Source organism: Nocardia sp. KT25-26 (assembly GCF_056627695.1).
Genome location: NZ_CM152813.1, coordinates 1,102,137 through 1,122,768, shown reverse-complemented (window position 1 = coordinate 1,122,768; position 20,632 = coordinate 1,102,137). Strand labels below are relative to the sequence as shown.

The 20,632-nt window shown below is 69.2% G+C and carries 20 protein-coding genes; 13 read left to right on the top strand and 7 right to left on the bottom strand.

All coding sequences use genetic code 11. The annotated features are described in order from the left end of the window. The first annotated feature begins 10 nt into the window (after positions 1-10). On the top strand, positions 11-925 hold the full coding sequence (locus AC1HFH_RS05000; protein WP_480246260.1) for a glycoside hydrolase domain-containing protein: 915 nt from the start codon (positions 11-13) through the stop codon (positions 923-925). 339 nt (positions 926-1,264) lie between these two features. Here the strand turns inward: AC1HFH_RS05000 and rpmF are convergent, their stop codons facing one another. From rpmF to mrf, 3 genes are read right to left on the bottom strand one after another with little or no spacing between them, the layout of a single operon-like run. After that, a complete protein-coding gene (gene rpmF / locus AC1HFH_RS04995; RefSeq protein ID WP_480246259.1) occupies positions 1,265-1,438 on the bottom strand; it encodes a 50S ribosomal protein L32 in 174 nt (57 codons plus the stop codon). Positions 1,439-1,441: 3 nt separating this feature from the next. Continuing rightward, positions 1,442-1,714, bottom strand: coding sequence for a type B 50S ribosomal protein L31 (locus tag AC1HFH_RS04990; RefSeq protein WP_480246258.1), 273 nt, complete (start codon positions 1,712-1,714; stop codon positions 1,442-1,444). Beyond that, positions 1,711-3,027, bottom strand: a complete 1,317-nt coding sequence (gene mrf, locus AC1HFH_RS04985; protein ID WP_480246257.1) for a ribosome hibernation factor-recruiting GTPase MRF — start codon at positions 3,025-3,027, stop codon at positions 1,711-1,713. Before mrf ends, AC1HFH_RS04990 begins: the two co-directional genes overlap by 4 nt. Before the next feature lie 102 nt (positions 3,028-3,129). Here mrf and rpmB point away from each other — a divergent pair, with 102 nt between their 5' ends. The 4 genes from rpmB (at position 3,130) to rpsR (ending at position 4,181) form a co-directional block, all read left to right on the top strand. Further along, positions 3,130-3,366, top strand: a complete 237-nt coding sequence (gene rpmB / locus AC1HFH_RS04980; protein ID WP_480246256.1) for a 50S ribosomal protein L28 — start codon at positions 3,130-3,132, stop codon at positions 3,364-3,366. Positions 3,367-3,375: 9 nt separating this feature from the next. Next, positions 3,376-3,546, top strand: coding sequence for a 50S ribosomal protein L33 (rpmG, locus tag AC1HFH_RS04975; protein ID WP_480246255.1), 171 nt, complete (start codon positions 3,376-3,378; stop codon positions 3,544-3,546). Continuing rightward, complete coding sequence (gene rpsN, locus AC1HFH_RS04970; protein ID WP_480246254.1) at positions 3,546-3,851, top strand: 30S ribosomal protein S14; 306 nt, start codon at positions 3,546-3,548, stop codon at positions 3,849-3,851. The genes rpmG and rpsN overlap by 1 nt, the downstream gene beginning before the upstream one ends. A gap of 75 nt (positions 3,852-3,926) precedes the next feature. After that, positions 3,927-4,181 carry a 30S ribosomal protein S18 gene (gene rpsR, locus AC1HFH_RS04965; protein ID WP_480246253.1) on the top strand — a complete coding sequence of 85 codons (255 nt, stop codon included), beginning with the start codon at positions 3,927-3,929 and terminating at the stop codon, positions 4,179-4,181. Positions 4,182-4,251: 70 nt separating this feature from the next. Here the strand turns inward: rpsR and AC1HFH_RS04960 are convergent, their stop codons facing one another. Further along, positions 4,252-5,265: a M23 family metallopeptidase gene (locus tag AC1HFH_RS04960; RefSeq protein WP_480246252.1), complete on the bottom strand. Its 1,014-nt coding sequence runs from the start codon at positions 5,263-5,265 to the stop codon at positions 4,252-4,254. 478 nt (positions 5,266-5,743) lie between these two features. Between AC1HFH_RS04960 and sucC the strand changes: the two genes are divergently transcribed. From sucC to purH, 6 genes are all read left to right on the top strand, one after another. Beyond that, on the top strand, positions 5,744-6,910 hold the full coding sequence (gene sucC, locus AC1HFH_RS04955; protein ID WP_480246251.1) for an ADP-forming succinate--CoA ligase subunit beta: 1,167 nt from the start codon (positions 5,744-5,746) through the stop codon (positions 6,908-6,910). 10 nt (positions 6,911-6,920) lie between these two features. Further along, entirely contained in the window at positions 6,921-7,835 is a 915-nt protein-coding gene (sucD, locus tag AC1HFH_RS04950) for a succinate--CoA ligase subunit alpha (RefSeq protein ID WP_480246250.1), read from the top strand. Between the two features lie 209 nt (positions 7,836-8,044). Continuing rightward, the gene (locus tag AC1HFH_RS04945) at positions 8,045-9,055 is read left to right on the top strand and encodes a DUF5336 domain-containing protein (RefSeq protein ID WP_480246249.1); all 1,011 of its coding nucleotides are present in this window, start codon (positions 8,045-8,047) and stop codon (positions 9,053-9,055) included. 151 nt (positions 9,056-9,206) lie between these two features. After that, positions 9,207-10,736, top strand: coding sequence for a cell division protein PerM (locus AC1HFH_RS04940; protein ID WP_480246248.1), 1,530 nt, complete (start codon positions 9,207-9,209; stop codon positions 10,734-10,736). A gap of 54 nt (positions 10,737-10,790) precedes the next feature. Continuing rightward, the gene (gene purN, locus AC1HFH_RS04935) at positions 10,791-11,450 is read left to right on the top strand and encodes a phosphoribosylglycinamide formyltransferase (RefSeq protein ID WP_480247709.1); all 660 of its coding nucleotides are present in this window, start codon (positions 10,791-10,793) and stop codon (positions 11,448-11,450) included. Beyond that, the gene (gene purH, locus AC1HFH_RS04930; RefSeq protein WP_480246247.1) at positions 11,443-13,014 is read left to right on the top strand and encodes a bifunctional phosphoribosylaminoimidazolecarboxamide formyltransferase/IMP cyclohydrolase; all 1,572 of its coding nucleotides are present in this window, start codon (positions 11,443-11,445) and stop codon (positions 13,012-13,014) included. The genes purN and purH overlap by 8 nt, the downstream gene beginning before the upstream one ends. 185 nt (positions 13,015-13,199) lie before the next feature. Here purH and AC1HFH_RS04925 read toward each other — a convergent pair whose 3' ends face one another. Beyond that, positions 13,200-13,625 carry a hypothetical protein gene (locus AC1HFH_RS04925; RefSeq protein WP_480246246.1) on the bottom strand — a complete coding sequence of 142 codons (426 nt, stop codon included), beginning with the start codon at positions 13,623-13,625 and terminating at the stop codon, positions 13,200-13,202. A 498-nt stretch (positions 13,626-14,123) separates the two neighbouring features. Further along, complete coding sequence (locus AC1HFH_RS04920) at positions 14,124-16,682, bottom strand: UvrD-helicase domain-containing protein (protein WP_480246245.1); 2,559 nt, start codon at positions 16,680-16,682, stop codon at positions 14,124-14,126. A 237-nt stretch (positions 16,683-16,919) separates the two neighbouring features. Between AC1HFH_RS04920 and AC1HFH_RS04915 the strand changes: the two genes are divergently transcribed. Next, the gene (locus AC1HFH_RS04915) at positions 16,920-17,213 is read left to right on the top strand and encodes a chorismate mutase (RefSeq protein WP_480246244.1); all 294 of its coding nucleotides are present in this window, start codon (positions 16,920-16,922) and stop codon (positions 17,211-17,213) included. Between the two features lie 98 nt (positions 17,214-17,311). Here the strand turns inward: AC1HFH_RS04915 and AC1HFH_RS04910 are convergent, their stop codons facing one another. Beyond that, the gene (locus tag AC1HFH_RS04910; RefSeq protein WP_480246243.1) at positions 17,312-18,769 is read right to left on the bottom strand and encodes an NAD-dependent succinate-semialdehyde dehydrogenase; all 1,458 of its coding nucleotides are present in this window, start codon (positions 18,767-18,769) and stop codon (positions 17,312-17,314) included. A gap of 99 nt (positions 18,770-18,868) precedes the next feature. On the opposite strand from AC1HFH_RS04910, the gene pgi reads away from it, so the two are divergent. Continuing rightward, the gene (gene pgi, locus AC1HFH_RS04905) at positions 18,869-20,512 is read left to right on the top strand and encodes a glucose-6-phosphate isomerase (RefSeq protein ID WP_480246242.1); all 1,644 of its coding nucleotides are present in this window, start codon (positions 18,869-18,871) and stop codon (positions 20,510-20,512) included. Positions 20,513-20,632 lie beyond the last annotated feature (120 nt).

The window sequence follows — 20,632 nt, the reverse complement described above, 5'->3', positions numbered from 1 at the left end:
AGTGGGAGCCATGCGTTTCGGGCTGGAATACGGCGCGGGAAGGCCGCGGGCCAAGGCCATCCGCGCCGCGGGATTCGACTTCGTCGTACGCTCGCTGTCCGGCACCGAGGAGTTATTCGGCTTCGCCGAGGCGGATGACCTACGCACCCACGGCGTATCGATCGTCTCCCGCTGGGACAGCAGTACCGCGCAGTTGCGATCCGGGCGCGCGGCCGGGTGTGCCGATGCCCGGACCGCCGCCGCCCGGGTGCTGAGCTGCGGCGGCCGGCCGGACCGCCCGATCTACTTCACCGTCGATGCACATCCGCCGGATCGCCCGCTGGTACACGAGTACTTGGACGGTGCCGCAGCGGTACTCGGCCGGGAGAACGTCGGTGTGTACGGCGGGCACGACGCCCTGCGGAGCGCACTGGACGCCGGGGCGGCGGGCTGGGGCTGGCAGGCCGATGCCCGGACCGACGCCGGGATCGAAACCCGACGGCAGCTGAACCAGACCCTGCGTCAGGTCGTGGTAGACGATGTGCTCTGCGTGGTGAACGTCGCCGAGACCGAGGACTTCGGCCAGTGGGATTTCGTGCGGGAGGACGCCGATATGACACCGGAGCAGGAAGCCGTACTGCGCGATATCCAGATTCAGCTGCGCGGCCCGGGCCTGGCCGGTTGGCCGCAGCTCGGTTCGACGGCACAGGGGCGGCCGCGCACACTGGTGGAAGGGCTGGCCGCGGCCCTGGAGCGGATCGGCACCCTGGAACACGAGACCATCGAGCTCCGGGCCGAAACCAGCGCGCTGCGTGCCGAGATCCGGGAATTGCGCCGGGCCGTCGACGAACCGGCACCCATCCGGCTGCCGTGGCCGCTGTCACTGCTGGAACGTCTGGAAGAACTGCTGCCGGAACTGCCCGGATCATCGGGCCCGCAGCGGTGAACGGTGCCCCACCCGACCGGAACCCGGTCCGAAGTGGCGATGAGCGGGTTCCTCCGGAAACCGGAGGAACCCGCCCTCGCACACGAGGCTACCCAGGTAGCGGGCGGTGCGCATCTCTTCGGAAATATCTCTGCACCTGCCGATTCGGCGATGTCGCCTGCTGTTCACCGGATAGCAACCTGTCGGCAAGCCAACCCAGCCCGTCAATCCTTGTGACACAGCACACATCCATTAGCCGGAGGGTTGCCACTGTGGCCGCGCGTCCGAAATCGGCAGCGGCGTAACCCCCCTGAACAGCTCCGCCGGCCGAGCCCTGCGCACCGGCCGGCGGAGGCCGATTCACAGCCGCGCCGGGTCGATCAGTCCACGGTGGATCGCAGGCACCAGGCGCCGCGGCACCCGATAGGTCACGCCCGCGAGCGTCACCGGCACCAGATCCGGTGCGGCCGCCTTCCACTGCGAACGCCGGCTGCGAGTGTTGGACCGCGACATCCGCCGCTTCGGTACCGCCATCGCTCAGCCCTCCTCGGTACGGGCGGAACGAATCCGCTTGCCGTACTTGCGCTCGAACCGCTCCACCCGGCCCTGGGTGTCGAGCACCCGGTTCGCGCCGGTCCAGAACGGATGCGAATCGGACGTCACATCGACGACGATCAGCGGGTACAGATTGCCGTCGTCCCATTCGACCGATCGGGCACTGGTGGCGGTGGAGCGGGTCAGGAACCGCTTGCCGGTGCTCGAATCCTCGAAGACCACCGGGTGGTAGTCGGGGTGAATTCCTGCTCTCATCGAGCTTCTCCTCTCGGATCGTTGAGTTCGGCCGTCCCGGAGAGCGTTCCGGGCTGATCCGCACACGGGTCGAGGTGCCATGCACCGAACGGGTCCGGCCACCCGGCCACCCGCTCCGGCGCCCGGTCCACCAGGCGCAGTTCGTCGTCCTCCACCAGCGCCCAGTGCAGTGCGTGCCGGATTTCGGCCGGATCGGCATCGCAGGCCAGGATCGCCAGCGATACGTCCCGGTCGCCGAATCGGTCGTCCCAGCGCAGCGCGGCCATGGCCCGGCGTTCGGGATCGGCCTGCGCCAGCTCCGCCGGACTCATTGCGGCGAGCCACTTGCCTGCGCCGCCGACCCGGAGTCCGCCACCGGCCGATTCCAGCCACACCACCTCATCCGGCTGGGTGGCCAGCCAGACCCGGCCACGCGCGGTCACCACGCCCTCGAACAACACGTCCAGGGCCTCGTGCAGGCGTTCCGGATGGAACGGCCGGCCCGCGGCGAATTCGATCAGCGTGACACCGCAATCGGTGGTCAACGGCGGCTGCCCGCGCAGCAGTGGCGCGTGCGCATCGAAGACCCGGCCGCGCCGCGCCGTGGCCGGGATCCGGGCCAGCAGCGAATCCAGCTCCGGCGCACCGAACCCGGATAGCTCGCCGCACCAGGCCACCGGCGCCTGGGCATTCAATCGGGCCAGCACCGCGGCCAGCCGTTCCCGCTCCCAGGCGTCGGCGCCGCCGTCGAGTACCAGGAGCGCGTCGGCGAAGTCGACCTGGCCGACCGCCAGCTGCGCTACGGTGCGGTCGTCGTCGGCGACCGCCATCGATCGCTCGGCGAGGGTCTCGTCGCCGGTCGCATCGTCGAGCCAGGTGGCGCCGTCCACACAGGTCAGCACGGCCTCGATGCGGACATTCCGGCCCGCCGGGCCGTCGACGCGGTCCGCGACCCCGCAGACCTCTACATGTTCGATCGCATGACAGACGGCCTCCGCCTCGAAGGCCGGATCGAGCGCGAGGACGATGCGCTGCACCGACTCCCGGGCTGCGAGGACGCACAGCAGGGGCAGCAGATCGGCTCGCAGCGTGCAGGAGACGCAACCGTGTGCGAGCTCCAACACCGAGGTCGTCGTATCGCCCCCACTGCTCACCGTTCGCCGGACCACGCCTTCACCGAGCTCGGCGAGATCGTGCCGGACGACGACGGTGCCGTCGGACGGCCCCGCCCCCGTCCGGGTCAGTGCGGCGACGTGTTCGACGCCCGCCGTCGCGGGTCCGGCGAGGCCGGCGATCAGCACGACGGGCGTTCTCCGGTCGGACTGGACCAGCACCCGGAACCCCTTTCGGTAATGATTTTCATTTACTTGGAGCCGACGGTACAGTGTCGATCCAGCATTGTCGAAAACGATAATCATCTACAGGAGGGAGGGCGGATGTCGGCGCACTGCCAGGTCACCGGCCGCGGACCCGGATTCGGCAAGTCGGTTTCGCACTCGCACAAGCGGACCAATCGCCGCTGGAACCCCAACATCCAGCGCAAGACCTATTACCTGCCCAGCGAGGACCGGCGCATCACGCTGCAGGTCTCCACCAAGGGCATCAAGACCATCGATCGGGACGGGATCGAGGCCGTGGTGGCCCGGCTGCGTGCCCGTGGCCAGAAGATCTAGGCGGGAGCCATGGCGTCGAAGTCCACCGAACTACGTCCGATCGTCAAACTGAAGTCCACCGCGGGCACCGGCTACACCTATGTCACCCGCAAGAACCGGCGCAACGACCCGGATCGGCTGGTGTTGCGCAAGTACGACCCGGTGATCCGCCGGCATGTCGATTTCCGCGAGGAGCGCTGATGGCCAAGAAGTCCAAGATCGCCCGCAACGAACAGCGCCGCGCCGTCGTCGCCCGGTATGCCCAGCGGCGCGCCGAGCTCAAGGAGATCATCCGCAAGCCGGCGAGCAGCGATGCCGAACGCGCCGCCGCCCAGGCGGAACTGCGGCGCCAACCGCGCGATGCCAGTCCGGTACGATTGCGCAATCGGGACGCTGCGGACGGCCGACCCCGCGGACACCTCCGGAAGTTCGGTCTCTCCCGCGTCCGTGTGCGTGACATGGCACACCGGGGCGAGCTGCCCGGCGTGCACAAATCGAGCTGGTAATACCACGACAGTGCCCGCGCCGAGGAATCCACTCGGGCACAGCCACCGACCGATCGCGTAGAAGGAAGCCGTCATATGGCAGTGAAGCGAGGACCGTCCAAGAAGGCCCGCGCCGAGCAGGCCCGCCGCCCGAAGAAGAACCCCCTGATCGCCGCGGGTATCGAGACCGTCGACTACAAGGACGTCAATCTGCTGCGCACCTTCATCTCCGACCGCGGCAAGATCCGCAGCCGGCGCGTCACCGGCCTGACCCCGCAGCAGCAGCGTCAGGTCGCGGTGGCAGTGAAGAACGCCCGTGAGATGGCCCTGCTGCCGTTCACCAGCAAGTAGGGCCACCGAAAGCACGCGAAAGCCCCGATATCCGCCGGTTCCGGCGATATCGGGGCTTTCGCGTGTCCGGTCAGTCCCGGCCGAAGTTCATACTGATGCCGCGGGTGGCCAGCCACGGCACCGGATCGATCTTGTCGGATCCGTTGAGCCACACCTCGAAGTGCACATGCGGCCCGGTGGAGAAACCCCGGTTGCCCATGGTGGCGATCTGGTCGCCCGCCATCACCCGCTGCCCCTTGTACACGGTGGCGGTGTCGATATGTCCGTAGACGGTGACGGTGCCGTCATCGTGCATCAGCCGCACCCACATACCGAACCCACCGGCCGGACCGGCGTCGATCACGGTACCGTCGGCCACCGCGTAGATCGGCGTACCGATCGGCCCGGCGACATCGATGCCGAGATGCTGCACACCCCAGCGGGCGCCGAACCCGGAGGTGAACGTGCCGGTGGTGAATTGGGCGAACAGCGGGCGCAGCTTGGCGGCTTCGCGGGCGGCCATCTCCTCCGCGTACTGGGCACCGTTCTCCAGCAGTTCCGCGAACTGGTTGCGATCGGCGATGTCGGCGACGTCGAGAACCTGCGGCGAGGTCGGGGTGCCCTGCGGATCGGCTACGGCCATCGATTGGGCCGCGATCTCGTGCACTTCACCGGCGGCCTCGTAATCGAGGGTGCTGGACGACTTCTCGCCCTGACCGGCCAGCGCGGCCTGTCCGGCGGCAACGGCGGCACCGGCGGCCACCGCGAGGACCGCGGCGCGCCCCTTGAGGGCATGCGGTGGGGCCGGCACCCGGTGCGCACCGCCACGACGCGCCGCCCGAGCCGGAGCGGTGTCGGCTTCCTCGGTCTGCCAGGTCGATTCGGGCGCCCAGCAGCCGTCGGCGCCGAAGCTGCCGGTGGTCTCGGTGGCGGGATAGGCCTCGTCCGGTTCGGTCCAGGCGGTCCCCTGCCCCCAGGGCTCGGGCTGCCAGCCGGCCGGCCCGGGTGCGGGCTGATGCTCCGGGTACGCCGTCTCCCCCGCGTAGCGGTAACGATGGCCCGAGTGGGCGCGATCCTGGAACGGGGAGGTGCCGTGCAGGCTCATCGGAGCTGCCGATCCATCGGACTGTGCTGCCTCAAGCTCGTCGTCCTCCTCCAGCCTGACCTGGTGTCGTGACCTGGTTGTGACCTCGACCGCATCACGGTAACGAAGCGATTGCGAGCTCCGCAAGCGCTGCCGGGAATCTACCGCACGCTGTGAGATTGATCACCGGCAACGCGCACATCGGCTCACCGGATTCCGGCCCGATTCGTGAGGTCACTCGACGACGAAACGTAGTAGATCGGCCGGTGTTTCCGGTTTACCCGGCCCCACCTGCCGCGGTACCGAAAACTACTCGCCAGTAGCGTTGGCCAGCGGTTTTATCCACCTCCAGTGCACCCCCGTGACCTGCGCCACTTAGGATGAACGTGGCCGATCGGCCCTCCATGTGGCTGGTTAGAGTCCGAGCCGACCCGCTACTACCTACGTCGGGCCGCCAACAAAGACGTTGTCATAACAACGCAGACGAGACGGTGAGTACATGGATCTCTTCGAATATCAGGCGAAGGAGCTCTTCGTAAAGCACGGAGTGCCCTCGTCCGAGGGCCGGGTATGCGACACGGCCGAGGAAGCACGCGCGATCGCCGCCGAGATCGGCAAACCGGTGATGGTCAAGGCGCAGGTCAAGGTGGGCGGCCGCGGTAAGGCGGGCGGCGTCAAGTACGCGGCCACCCCGGAGGACGCGTTCACCCACGCGCAGAACATCCTGGGCCTGGACATCAAGGGCCACATCGTCAAGAAGCTCCTGGTCGCCGAGGCCAAGGACATCGCGGAGGAGTACTACATCTCCTTCCTGCTGGACCGCGCCAACCGCACCTACCTGGCCATGTGCTCGGTCGAGGGCGGCATGGAGATCGAAGAAGTCGCCGCGACCAAGCCCGAGCGCCTGGCCAAGGTGCCGGTCGACGCCGTCAAGGGTGTCGACGTGGCGTTCGCCCGGTCGATCGCCGAGCAGGGCCACCTGCCCGCCGAGATCCTGGATGCGGCCGCGGTGACCATCCAGAAGCTGTGGGAGGTGTTCGTCTCCGAGGACGCCACCCTGGTGGAGGTCAACCCCCTGGTCCGCACCCCGCAGGACGAGATCCTGGCTCTCGACGGCAAGGTCACCCTGGACGAGAACGCCGACTTCCGGCATCCGGAGCACGAGGCGTTCGCCGACAAGGAGGCGACCGACCCGCTCGAACTGAAGGCCAAGGAGAACGACCTCAACTACGTCAAGCTCGACGGTCAGGTCGGCATCATCGGCAACGGCGCCGGTCTGGTCATGTCGACCCTGGACGTGGTCGCCTACGCCGGTGAGAAGCACAGCGGCGTGAAGCCGGCCAACTTCCTCGACATCGGTGGCGGCGCCTCCGCCGAGGTGATGGCCAACGGTCTCGACGTGATCCTGGGTGACGAGCAGGTCAAGAGCGTGTTCGTCAACGTCTTCGGCGGCATCACCGCCTGCGACGCGGTCGCGAACGGCATCGTGAAGGCCCTGGAGATCCTGGGCGATGCCGCCACCAAGCCGCTGGTCGTCCGCCTCGACGGCAACCGTGTCGAGGAGGGCCGCAAGATTCTCGCCGACGCCGCCAACCCGCTGGTGACGCTGGCCCAGACCATGGACGAAGGCGCCGACAAGGCCGCCGAGCTGGCTGCTGCCAAGTAAGGAACGAGAAATGTCCATCTTCCTGAACAAGGACTCCAAGGTCATCGTCCAGGGCATCACCGGCGGCGAGGGCACCAAGCACACCGCGCTGATGCTGAAGGCCGGTACCCAGGTCGTCGGCGGCGTGAACGCACGCAAGGCCGGCACCACCGTCTCGCACACCGACGCCGACGGCAACGCCGTCGAGCTGCCCGTGTTCGGGACCGTCGCCGAGGCGATGGAGAAGACCGGCGCCGACGTCTCGATCGCATTCGTGCCGCCGAAGTTCTCCAAGGACGCCATCATCGAGGCCATCGACGCGGAGATCCCGCTGCTGGTGGTCATCACCGAAGGCATCCCGGTGCAGGACACCGCCTACGCCTGGGCCTACAACGTCGACAAGGGTGAGAAGACCCGGATCATCGGCCCGAACTGCCCCGGCATCATCACCCCGGGCGAGGCGCTGGTCGGCATCACCCCGGCGAACATCACCGGCAAGGGCCCGATCGGCCTGGTCTCCAAGTCGGGCACGCTGACCTACCAGATGATGTACGAGCTGCGCGATTTCGGTTTCTCCACCGCGATCGGCATCGGCGGCGACCCGGTCATCGGCACCACCCACATCGACGCCATCGCGGCGTTCGAGAAGGACCCGGAGACCGAGGTCATCGTGATGATCGGCGAGATCGGCGGCGACGCCGAGGAACGCGCCGCGGCCTACATCCAGGAGAACGTGACCAAGCCGGTCGTCGGCTACGTCGCGGGCTTCACCGCCCCCGAGGGCAAGACCATGGGCCACGCCGGCGCCATCGTCTCCGGCTCCGCGGGCACCGCCCAGGCCAAGAAGGACGCGCTGGAGGCAGCGGGTGTGAAGGTCGGCAAGACGCCGTCCGAGACCGCCGCACTGGCCCGCGAGATCCTGGAGAAGGCCAAGGTTTCCGCCTGACCCGAACCCACGCCCGAGGCCGCTCCCACATCGGGGGCGGCCTTTGGCATGCTGGTAGCCGGAGCGGCCCCGTCAGGGGCCGCGACTCGAGCAGCGGAGCTGCTCCATCCAACACAGGGCTGCTCCATCAGACACAGTGCAGTAGCGTCTGGATTGACTCGGTGGTCACGGCATCGTCGACCGCTCGCACGACTCGACAAGGAGATGACATGTCATACCCGACCGGGGGCTCCGGGTACAACACGCCCGCGACACCGCCTACGCCCGGCATGGGCGCCGCTCCGGCAGCCGGCCAGGGCTCGGCAGGCGCCGACGCCAAGGGTCTCCCCTTCATTCTGAAAGCGGCTGCCGCCGGTATCGGCGTGCTCGCGTTCCTGCTCGGATTCGCGCCCTTCCTGGGCGCGGCACCGGTCGAGGTCGGCGGGTCGACCATCACCAGCGACGAGTCCGCCAACCTGTTCGAGTACAGCAGCGGTGCCGCGCTGGCCGCAATGCTGCTGATCGCGGCGGCATTGGCCGGCATCTCGTTGCTGCCGGGCCAGAAGTTGATGGGCACCTCGGCAGCGGTGGCGGTCGGCGCCTTCGTCGGCCTGTTGCTGGATGCGTTCAGTTCGCCGGAGAACGCCGAGCTGAAGTGGGGCGCCTACCTGGTCATGCTGCTGGCCTTCGCGCTGGCCGCGGTGACCGCGGTGACGCTACTGGTCGACGCCGGCATCGTGAAGCTGCCCGCCGGGCAGCCGGCCCAGCAGCCGGGTGCCGGACAGCAGCCCGGGTACGGCCAGCAGCCCGGCCAGCCGCAGGCATACGGCCAGTACGGGCAGCAGCAGGCCGGTTACGGCCAGCAACAGCAGGCACAACAGCAGGCGTTCGGGCAGCAGCCCGGTTACGGCACCGGGTCGCAGTACCCCGCCGCGCAGCCCGGCCAGTACGGGCAGCAGCAGCCGGGCCAGCCGCAGGCTTACGGCCAGCAGCCGGGCCAGCCGCAGGCCTACGGCCAGCAGCCCGGCTACGGACAGCAGCAGTCCGCCTACGGCCAGCAGCCGGGCTACGGACAGCAGCAGCCCGGTCAGCCGCAGGGCGACCCGGCCGCCGCGCAGCATGCCGGTGGCCAGCCGTTCGGTGGCTACGGCGCCCAGCCGGGGCAGCCGTTCGGCGGTGAACAGGCATCGGATCCGGCGGCCGATGCGACCACCGCGTTCCGTCCCGAGGACAACAAGTAAGTCACCCGATACCGGCCGGACAGACGGCAGCCGGGAGCTCACGCGAGCCCGCGAGACGGATCGGCACCGGTTCATCCCGGTGCCGCGCCGGTCGCGGGCTCGCGGCGCGCCTGCCCCATGGCTGCCGGGGAAGCTGCCACGCTGAATTTCCATGAGCGCCCGTAATGCTCTTGTACGTCAGACCGCCGAACGGCGCGCGGAACCGGCCGCCCGGAGCGGGGAATCCGGTTCGGATCCGGCACCCGGTTGGTTCTCCCTGACGCCGGAGCGCGGCCGCACTCTGGCACTGGTTGCGGCCCGGCCGGCGATCATCGCCCTGGCCGTGTTGGCCGCCCTGGTCGTGGTGACCCTGCTCGCGGCAGGTGAGGGACTGGCAACCGCACCGGCCGTGGTCGCGGCGACCTGGTTGGGGGCCAATCAGATTCCCTTGCCGATCGGCCGGACCACGCTCGGACTGCTGCCGCTGCTGCCCACCGCGCTGCTGGTGTGGGCGGTGGGCAGGGAAGTCGTCCGCGCCCTTCCGGCGCGCCCGACCCGGGTGGAACTCACCTGGGTGGCGGCCGCGGCGGTGGCCGGCCCGCTCCTGGTGACCGCGATCGGCCTGGCCGTAGCCGACGACGCATCGGGCGTGCTGCCGCTGCAGGCGCCGCATCCGCTGGCCGCCTTCGGCTGGGTGTCGGTGCTCTGTTCGGTGGCGGTGGCGGGCGCGGTGCTGCGCCGCTGCGGTGGCTGGTTCGTGGCGACCACCGGGGTGCCGGACTGGGCGGTTGCGGGTTTCGCCGGCGCCCGGCGGACCGTGCTGCGCATGCTGGCCTGCGCAGCGGTGGTCACGCTGATGGTGTTCCTGCTGCAACTGCCCCGGCTCGGTGACACCTACCGGGCGGCCGGCGACGTCGGCGGGGTTCTGGGACTGACCGTGCTCTCGCTGGCCTACCTGCCGAATGTGATCGCGGGGACCGTCGGCGTCCTGGCCGGATCCACGGTGCAGTTCGGGTCGGGCGAGATCGGGTTGTTCGCGGTGCTCGGCGGACCGGTTCCCGCCGTCCCGGTGCTCAATGCGGTGCCGTCCGGTCCGGCGGCCGCCTGGTGGGCCGTGCTGCTGTTGATTCCGGCCGGCGTCGGCGTGCTGGGCGGGGTCGACCTCGGCCGGATCACCGACGACCGGCCCGGCGCACCATGGGCGACGCTCACCTCGGCGGTCCTGGCCACCCTCGCCCTGGCCGCGCTCGCCGTCGCCGGGGGCGGGCAGCTGGGTGAAATCGGGCCGGTGGGCCTGGATCTGCCGATGTTCCTGGTGCTGACCGTCACCTGGTTCGGGGTCGGCGGATTCGCCGGCATGGTGTTCGCCCGACGCTATCTGGCGCCGGTGTTCGACTACTACGATCGCACCGACCGTTCGGACGATGTCGACGACTACGACGCAGACGACTTCCTCGACGACGAACTCCGCCACGACGAGACCGACAGCAGCACACCGGACCCCGGAGCCCCGGACGACGAGCCGCACCCTGACACCGCGGCCGAGGCACCCGACGCTCCGGTCGAGATCGACGCCGAACTGCTCGACGAGCCGGAGCCCGTGACGATGACCGGCCCGGGCGCCGGAACCACCACCGACATCGTCGATGCCGAGGTGGTCGAGCCGGACCTGCCGGACGGTGGTGCGGAGCGGGGCCGATAGGCTTGGGCGGGCGGAACCGCCCGCCACCGATCCGAACGAACGCAGGAGGCAGCGCTGACACCCCCGCATGCCCAGTGGAAGCCCACCGCGACGCCGACCAGGGTGGTCGTTCTCGCGTCCGGCACCGGCTCACTGCTGCAGGCGCTGCTGACCGCGGCCGGCGGCGACGATTATCCGGCCCGGGTGGTCGCGGTCGGGGTGGACCGGCCGTGTGGCGCCACCGAGCATGCCGAGGCCGCGGGCATCCCGCATTTCCGGGTCGGCCTGACCGAGCATCCGGACCGCGCCGCCTGGGATGTGGCGCTGACCGAGGCGGTTGCCGCCCACGAGCCCGATCTGGTGGTCTCCGCAGGATTCATGAAGATCGTCGGCCCGGCCTTCCTCGAACATTTCGGCGGCCGGTTCATCAACACCCATCCGGCACTGCTGCCCGCGTTTCCCGGTGCACACGGGGTGCGCGACGCCCTGGCCTACGGGGCGAAGGTCACCGGCAGCACGGTGCATCTGGTCGACTCCGGGGTGGACACCGGCCCGATTCTGGCGCAGGAGGCGGTGCCGGTGCTGGCCGACGACGACGAGGCCACCCTGCACGAGCGGATCAAGGTTGTCGAGCGACGGCTGCTGGTGGAAGTCATCGCCGCCGTCGCCACCCGAGGCATTGTCACCGATGGACGAAAGGCAGAGATACCAGTGAGCGAGCACGCCGGTGAGTGAACGCAGGACGATCCGCAGGGCGCTGGTGAGCGTCTACGACAAGACCGGGCTCATCGAGCTGGCCACCGGCCTGCACGAGGCCGGAGTGGAGCTGGTGTCCACCGGCTCCACTGCGGGCAGAATCGCCGGGGCCGGGATCCCGGTGACCAAGGTCGAGGACCTGACCGGATTCCCGGAAACCCTCGACGGCCGGGTGAAGACCCTGCATCCGCGGGTGCACGCCGGAATTCTCGCCGACACCCGCAAGACGGAGCACGTCGATCAGCTCGCCGAGCTCGGTGTCGAAGCCTTCCAGCTGGTGGTGGTGAACCTCTACCCGTTCACCGAAACCGTCGCTTCCGGCTCGGGGGTGGACGAATGCGTCGAGCAGATCGACATCGGCGGACCGTCGATGGTGCGGGCCGCGGCGAAGAATCACCCGTCGGTGGCAGTGGTCGTCGACACCGGCGACTACGACGACGTGCTGAACGCGGTACGCGGCGGCGGGTTCACCCTGCCCGAGCGGACCGCCCTGGCGGCCAAGGCGTTCCAGCACACCGCGAGCTATGACGTGGCGGTGGCGAGCTGGATGGCCGGGGTCGCCGTCCCCGCCGCGAACCCGGAGGCGGGCACCGAGCAGTTCCCCGGCTGGGTCGGTGGCACCTGGGAGCGTTCCGCGGTGCTGCGCTACGGCGAGAACCCGCATCAGGCCGCGGCGCTGTACACCGACAGCGGCGGCGGTTCCGGCCTCGCCCGGGCCGAGCAGTTGCACGGCAAGGAGATGTCGTACAACAACTACACCGACGCCGATGCGGCCTGGCGGACCGCGTTCGACCACACCGAGCCCGCGGTGGCGGTGATCAAGCACGCCAACCCGTGCGGGATCGCGGTGGGCGCCGATATCGCCGAGGCGCATCGCAAAGCGCACGCCACCGACCCGGTGAGCGCCTACGGCGGGGTGATCGCCGCCAATCGCGAAGTCTCGGTGGCGATGGCCGAGCAGGTCGCCGACATCTTCACCGAGGTGATCGTGGCCCCGGGTTACGCCGACGGCGCGGTCGAGGTGCTGCAGCGCAAGAAGAACATCCGGGTGCTGGTCGCCGAACCGCCGCAGCGCAAGGGCGTCGAACTGCGGCCGATCAGCGGCGGCGCACTGCTGCAGGACCGCGACATCCTCGACGCCGAAGGCGACGATCCGGCCAACTGGACCCTCGCCGCCGGCGACCCGGCCGATGCTGCCACCCTCGCCGACCTGGCCTTCGCCTGGCGCGCCTGCCGTGCCGTGAAATCCAACGCCATCCTGCTCGCCGACGCCGGCGCAGCCACCGGTGTCGGCATGGGCCAGGTCAACCGGGTCGACTCCTGCAAGCTCGCCGTCGAACGCGCCGGCGACCGCGCCAAGGGTTCCGTCGCCGCCTCGGACGCCTTCTTCCCGTTCTCCGACGGCCCGCAGATCCTCGTCGCCGCCGGCGTCCGAGCCATCGTCCACCCCGGTGGGTCGATCCGCGACAAGGACACCGTGGAGCTGTGCAAGGAAGCCGGGGTCACCCTGTACCTGACGGGTGCGCGCCACTTCGCCCACTGAGGCATGCCGATACGGGTGCTGTGCAGGGCTCTGCTGCACAGCACCCGTTTTCGTGGCACCGGGCAGCTTCCCGCCGACTCTTCGACGACTCGCTGACTCGGCCTTGCCCGCAATAGAGGTGAGCAGCATCGGAGCGCGGAAACCACGCGACGCCGGCACCGGGTCCGAGGCAGACCGGATCCCGATTACGGCGCGGCAACGATTGCCAGTCCGATCAACGCCACCACCTTGGCGATCTCGGTGCCGATGTACCAGTAGTGGGCGGTCGAGCGAGGTAGGTCCTCGCCGGCCAGCACCCGGTCCGAGCGGCGACTCAGGGGCGGGCGGATCACGACCAGCTGGGCGACCAGTAGCGCGGCAACCAGCACCAGCCAACCCCAGACCGTTGCACCCGGGGCGGCGATCAGGCAGGCCACCACCAGCAGGACCGCCAGGGCCACCTCCACGGTGTTCAGCGCGCGGAAGACCAGGCGGCCGATCCCCAGTCCGATCGGGATCGTGACGCCGGGTGCCCGGAACTTCAGCGGCGCCTCCAGGAACGAGATCGCCAGGACCATCCCCAACCACATCATCGGCAGGAACCAGAGCAGGTGTTGTGCCACGTTCTCCACGGCAGTGACGCTAGACCGCGCACAGCCGCGGCCGGGAGGGTCTTCCGACCCTGTCGACGAAGCCGGCATGCCTACCTGTTGCCGGCTCCCACAGCGCTTGTAGGCATGGGTCCCGACAGAACGGCGTCGTTCCCGAGCGGTTTCACCGGCTCCAGCCGTCACCCATCCACCAGATGGCCCCGAAGGATCCCGGAGATTCCGGTAACGAGGTCGCTGATCGTCAGATAGATGTCCGCATGCCGGTGCATATGGTGTCGCATATCGTCAGGCTTGACGCCGCATATCGTCAAGCCTCGAACGTAGGGTGAATACGGGAGATCGAACGCGCTCCGCAGCTGGCAACCCTCATCGGGGTCTCGCCGCCGGTTCCGAAGTCGGTCAGCAGGCGCCATTCCCGGTCGCGGCCGACTACGACGTCAGGCTTCGGCACATCCACGAGACACCCCGGTTGTATGGGTCGGACCATACGGGAACCCTAGTGGCCGACACATACAGCGCTCAGAGCTTGACCAATGTCCGGCTGAACTGCGGGATCAGCCGGATCTTGCCGGCGGAGCCGAAGTCGATGGTGACGGTGGCCAGCGGGCCGACGCCGTCGGCGGCGACGACGCGGCCGAGGCCGTATTTGTCGTCGGTGACCCGGTCGCCGACGGCGAGGACGAGGTCGGTGTTGTTGCGCTTCACGCCGCCGGGGGCCGGGCGGCGACCGGCACCGCCGCCGCGGACGCCGGGGCGCTGGTCCCAGCCGTCGCCGCGGGTCCAATCCCGGTCGAAGCCATCGTCACCACCGCGGCGACGCATCCCGCGGTCGGGTGACTTCACCGGTTCCAGCCGCCGCCAGTCCATCAGGTGACCGGGGATCTCCTGGAGGAAGCGGGATTCGGGGTTGGCCACCGGCTGCCCCCAGCCGGACCGGACCACGGCCCGGCTCAGGTACAGCCGCTGCCGGGCCCGGGTGATGCCGACATAGGCCAGCCGGCGTTCCTCGGCCAGTTCGGCGGCGTCGCCGAGGGCGCGCATATGCGGGAACTGACCGTCTTCCCAGCCGGTCACGAATACCACCGGGAACTCCAGACCCTTGGCCGTGTGCAGGGTCATCATCGTGACCACCCCGGAGCCGTCCTCGGGAATCTGATCGGTGTCGGCGACCAGCGACACCCGTTCCAGGAAGGCCGCCAGCGAACCGGGTTCCGGTTCGCCGTCACCCACCTCGGGCACCATGCCCTCGGCCCGGGCGGCCTCGGCATTGTTGTACGCCTCGGAGCTGAACTCACGGGCGACGCTCACCAGCTCGTTGAGGTTGTCCAGCCGGGCGCCGTCCTGCGGGTCGTCGGAGGCCTCCAGTTCGCCGCGGTAGCCGGTGCGGTCCAGCACGGCTTCGACCATGTCGCCGACGTCGGGGTATTCGCTATCCGGGCGGACACCGGCGGCGCGGATCTCGTCGAGCAGCTCGAGGAACCCGGCGATGGCGCGCTGGGCCCGGGTGTTGAGCAGCGCCACCTTGCCCGCACCGGCATCCCGCAGCGCCGCGGCGAAGCCGATGTCGTGGGTCTCGGCGTGCACGGCGACACAGGCCTCGGCCCGGTCGCCGATGCCGCGGCGCGGCGTGTTGAGGATCCGGCGCAGGCTCACCGCATCGTCCGGGTTCGCCAGGACCCGCAGATAGGCGACGATATCGCGGACTTCCTTGCGCTCGTAGAAGCGCACCCCGCCGACCACCTTGTACGGCAGGCCCATCCGGATGAAGATCTCCTCCAGGGCGCGGGAGTTGTTGTTGGTGCGGTAGAAGACCGCCACATCGCCGTAACCGGCCTCCCCGGCATCGACCAGCCGGTCGATCTCCCGGGCGACGAACGAGGCCTCGTCGTGTTCGTTGTCGGCGACGTAGCCGGTGATCAGTTCACCCTCGCCGGAGTCGGTCCACAACCGCTTCTCCCGGCGGCCCTCGTTGCGGGAGATCACCGAATTCGCGGCATTGAGGATGTGCTGGGTGGAGCGGTAGTTCTGCTCCAGCAGGATGGTCTCGGCATCGGGGAAGTCGCGTTCGAACTCCTCGATGTTGCGGATGGTGGCACCGCGGAAGGCGTAGATGGACTGGTCGGCGTCACCGACCACGCACAGTTCGCTCGGCGGTACGGCCGGTTCCCCGGCGGCCTCCGGTTCCGGCGCACCGTGCCCGACCAGCTCGCGGACCAGCACGTACTGGGCATGGTTGGTGTCCTGGTACTCGTCGACCAGGACATGCCGGAACCGGCGCCGGTAGTACTCGGCCACCTCGGGGTGCTGCTGCAGCAGTGCCACCGTCTCGCCGATCAGATCGTCGAAATCCAGGGCGTTGGCCGCGCGGAGCCGGCGCTGGTACTCCGTGTAGACCCGGGCCACGATGCCGGGCAGCTCGGTCTCGTCGGCCTCGGCATCCGCGGTGGCCTGTGCGGGGCCGATCAGCTCGTTCTTCAGATTGGAGATGGCGGTGGCCAGCAGGCGGGCCGAGTACTTCTTGGTGTCCAGTTCGAAGTCCCGGCTGATCATGGTGAGCAGCCGGCGGGAGTCGTCGGCGTCGTAGATCGAGAAGTTCGAGTTCAGCCCGGGCAGCAGTGCGGCCTGCATCCGGAGAATCCGCACGCAGCTGGAGTGGAAGGTGGACACCCACATGTTGGCGGCGCGCGGACCGACCAGCCCGGTCACCCGCTCGCGCATCTCGGCGGCGGCCTTGTTGGTGAAGGTGATGGCCAGGATCTGGCCGGTGTGCACCCCGCGGGCGGCGAGCAGATAGGCGATCCGCCGGGTCAGCACCGAGGTCTTACCGGAACCGGCGCCGGCGACGATCAGCAGCGGAGCGCCCTCGTGCACGACGGCCGCGCGCTGCTGCGGATTCAGCCCGTCCAGCAGCCGGTCGATCTGCTCGGCCCGCTGCTGTTCCCGTTCGGCCCGGCGCTGCTGCTGTTCGGCGCTGTTCCGGGCGGCCGCGGCCGCCAACCGGCCCCCGGCAGCAGGGGGCGACGCTGCGGGTTCGCCTGATGACGGGCTGGCGGAGTGGGGCGCGACCGTGGTGTCCATTGTCCATCCACGCTACCGGCGGGCACCGACACAGACGAACTCCCGGGCACCCGTTGTTCAGCAACTTCACAGGTGATTCACAAATACAACTGTTTTGCTTACCCTCGGTGCCGTGGCAGACTGGCTCGAGGGGGTCGGCGCGCCTGCCACCAGGACAGTTTTTCACGGTGACGGAACCGATCGGAGTAACGGGCCACCCGCCTGCACCGATCGATGTTCTGACACGAGGAGATGATAATGAGCACCCAAGCACCGACGACCGAGTCCGAGTCTGCCCTGCCGCAGTCGGAAGCGGAGATCGACAAGCTGCGCCTGGAGATCGACCAGCTCGACGCGGAGATCCTCGCCGCGATCAAACGCCGCAGCGAGATCTCGCGGATCATCGGTCGGACCCGGATGGCCTCCGGGGGGCCGCGGCTGGTGCACAGCCGCGAGATGAAGGTGCTGGAGCGCTTCAGCGAACTCGGTCAGGAAGGTCACACCCTGGCCATGCTGCTGCTGCGGCTGGGCCGCGGTCGGCTCGGCCGGTAGTTCGGCACCACGAAACCACGCGGCGGTCCGCCCGTCGCCTTCGAAAATGCCGCCCCGGGTGTCGACTCCCCCGGGGCGGTATCAGCTCTCCGGCCGGATCAGGTCAGCGCGATGTACTTGGTCGACAGGTATTCCTCGATACCCTCGACACCGCCCTCGCGGCCGAAACCGGACTCCTTGATCCCGCCGAACGGCGCCGCCGGATCCGAGATGACGCCCCGGTTCACCCCGACCATGCCGCTGGCCAGCCCCTCGGCGACCCGCAGCGCCCGGTCCAGATCACGGGTGTACACGTAGCTGACCAGGCCGTATTCGGTGTCGTTGGCCGCGGCCAGGCCCTCGTCCTCGGTGTCGAAGCCGACGATCGGGGCGACCGGGCCGAACACCTCCTCGCGCAGGATCCGGGCCCGGCCCGGCACATCGGCCAGCACGGTCGCCGGATAGAACCAGCCGGGCCCCTCCGGCACCGTCCCGCCGAGCAGCGTCCGCGCCCCACCGGCCACCGCATCGTCGACCAGTTCCCGCACCGTTTCCCGCTGCTCGGCGCTGACCAGCGGCCCGAGCGTGGACTTCGGGTCGGTGCCCGGGCCGAGCACCACATCCCCGGCCATCGCAGCGACCAGCTTCTCGGTGAACTCCGCCCGCACACTGTTGTGCACGTGGAAGCGGTTGGCCGCCGTGCACGCCTCGCCACCGTTGCGCAGCTTCGCCTGCATCGCACCCGCGACCGCGGCATCCACGTCGGCGTCGGCGAACACCACGAAGGGCGCGTTGCCGCCCAGCTCCATCGAGGTGCGCAGCAGGCGGTTCGCCGAGCCGGCCACCAGCCGTTTGCCCACCGAGGTGGACCCGGTGAAGGTGAGCTTGCGCAACCGCGGATCGTCGAGCAGCGGCTGGGTGACCCCGCCGGAGTCGGTGGTGGTGAGCACCGAGAGCACACCGTCGGGCAGCCCGGCCTCGCTGCACAGCCGGGCGAGCGCCAGCATCGTCAGTGGCGTCGCGCTCGCCGGTTTTACGATCATGGTGCAACCGGCGGCCAGGGCGGGACCGATCTTGCGGGTGCCCATGGCGAGCGGGAAGTTCCACGGGGTGATCGCCAGGCAGGGACCCACCGGCTGCTTGTGCACCATGATCCGGCCGGCGCCGGACGGCGCATGCAGGTAGCGGCCGTGCACCCGGACCGCTTCCTCGCTGAACCAGCGGAAGAACTCGGCGCCGTAGCGGACCTCGTTGCGGCTCTCGGGCAGTGCCTTGCCCATTTCCAGGGTCATCAGCAGCGCGAACTCCTCGGCCCGCGCGGTGAGCTGCTCGAACACCGCCCGCAGGATCTCGCCCCGCTGCCGGGACGGGGTGGCCGCCCACTCGGCCTGCACCGCCTCGGCCGCGGCGAGGGCCCGCAGCCCGTCGGCCGGGGTGGCGTCGGCCACCCGGGTGAGTTCTTGCCCGGTGGCCGGATCCTGCACGCCGAAGGTCGCGCCCGAGCTCGCCGGCACCTCGGCACCGCCGATCCACAGGCCCTTCGGCACGGACTGGAGAACATCGCGTTCGGTCGCCATGGCTCCAGCCTAGGGCGCGTACCCGGCACCGGGAACCGTACGACTCGGTAGCCGATGTTGCCGTGCGTCGCGCTGACACTGGTTGTACCCTCGGGGTTCGTGAGCAGCGACAGCACCGAGCAGTGGCGCAGCCTTCGCGACGAGCACCGCATTCTCGCCGGAACGAGCCTGCGGAAACTGTTCGCCGACGACCCGGCACGGGGCCGGGAGCTGACCGTCCGGGCCGGCGAGCTGCACATCGACTACAGCAAGCACCTGGTCACTCGCGAAACGATGCGGCTGCTGGTGGATCTCGCGCGCGCGGCCGATATCGAAGGCCGCCGGGACGCGATGTATTCCGGCGCGCACATCAACACGACCGAAGACCGCGCGGTCGGCCACATCGCGCTGCGGCTGCCGGTCGGCGACCACCTCGATATCGACGGCACCGATGCCGATGCCGAGGTACACCGGGTGCTGCGGCGGATGGGTGAATTCGCCGACGCGGTCCGGTCCGGCGACTGGCGGGGCAGCACCGGCAAGCCGATCAGCACGGTGGTGAACATCGGCATCGGCGGGTCGGACCTCGGGCCCGAGATGGTGTACCACGCGCTGCGGCACTACACCGGTTCCGCGGACGGTCCGGGTATCGAGGCCCGGTTCGTCTCCAATATCGATCCCGCCGACCTGGTTTCGAAACTGTCCGGGCTGGATCCGGCGACCACGCTGTTCATTGTCGCCTCGAAGACCTTCAGCACGCTGGAGACACTGACCAATGCCACGGCGGCCCGCCGGTGGCTGGTCGCGGCCCTCGGCGAACAGGCCGTCGCAAAGCATTTCGTCGCGGTCTCGACGAATGCCGAAAGGGTGGCCGAATTCGGGATCGATCCGGCACATATGTTCGGCTTCTGGGACTGGGTGGGCGGCCGGTACTCGGTGGATTCGGCGATCGGCCTATCGGTGATGGTGACGATCGGCAAGGAACGGTTCGGCGAGTTCCTTGCCGGGATGCACGCCATCGACCGGCATTTCGCGACCGAGCCGCTCGAACGCAACGCGCCGGTCCTGCTGGGCCTGCTGGGCATCTGGTACACGAACTTCTTCGGCGCGGAATCACGGGCCGTGCTGCCGTATTCGAACGATATGGCGCGTTTCCCGGCGTATCTGCAGCAGCTCACCATGGAGTCGAACGGCAAATCGGTCCGCACCGACGGCACCCCGGTGACCACCGACACCGGCGAGATCTTCTGGGGGGAACCGGGCACCAACGGACAGCACGCCTTCTATCAGCTGCTGCACCAGGGCACCCGGCTGATCCCGGCGGATTTCATCGGTTTCGCCCGGCCCACCGACGATCTGCCCACCCGGGACGGCACCGGCAGCATGCACGACCTGCTGATGAGCAACCTGTTCGCTCAGGCGGAGGTGCTCGCCTTCGGCAAGACGGCCGAGGAGATCGCCGCCGAGGGCACCGACCCGAAGCTGGTGCCGCACAAGGTGATGCCGGGCAACCGGCCGAGCACCATCGTCCTCGCCCCCCAGCTCACCCCCGGCACCCTCGGCCAGCTCATCGCCCTCTACGAGCATCAGGTCTTCGTCGAAGGCGCAATCTGGGGCATCGACAGCTTCGACCAGTGGGGCGTCGAACTCGGCAAGAAGCAGGCCCTCGCCCTGGCTCCCCTGCTCACTTCCCGGGACGAACCCGTCACCGGCGTGGACCCGTCCACCGAGGCGCTCATCGAGTGGTACCGCGCCAACCGGTGAGTTGCCCGGTGGCGGTTCGAGACAGCCGGAGTGGAACCATACAGCGACGGGGTGCGTCCTAGTGAATAGCCGGGTTCGGCCTCGGACCGGTGTACCTTCGAATCTGACCGGCGGCTCGTT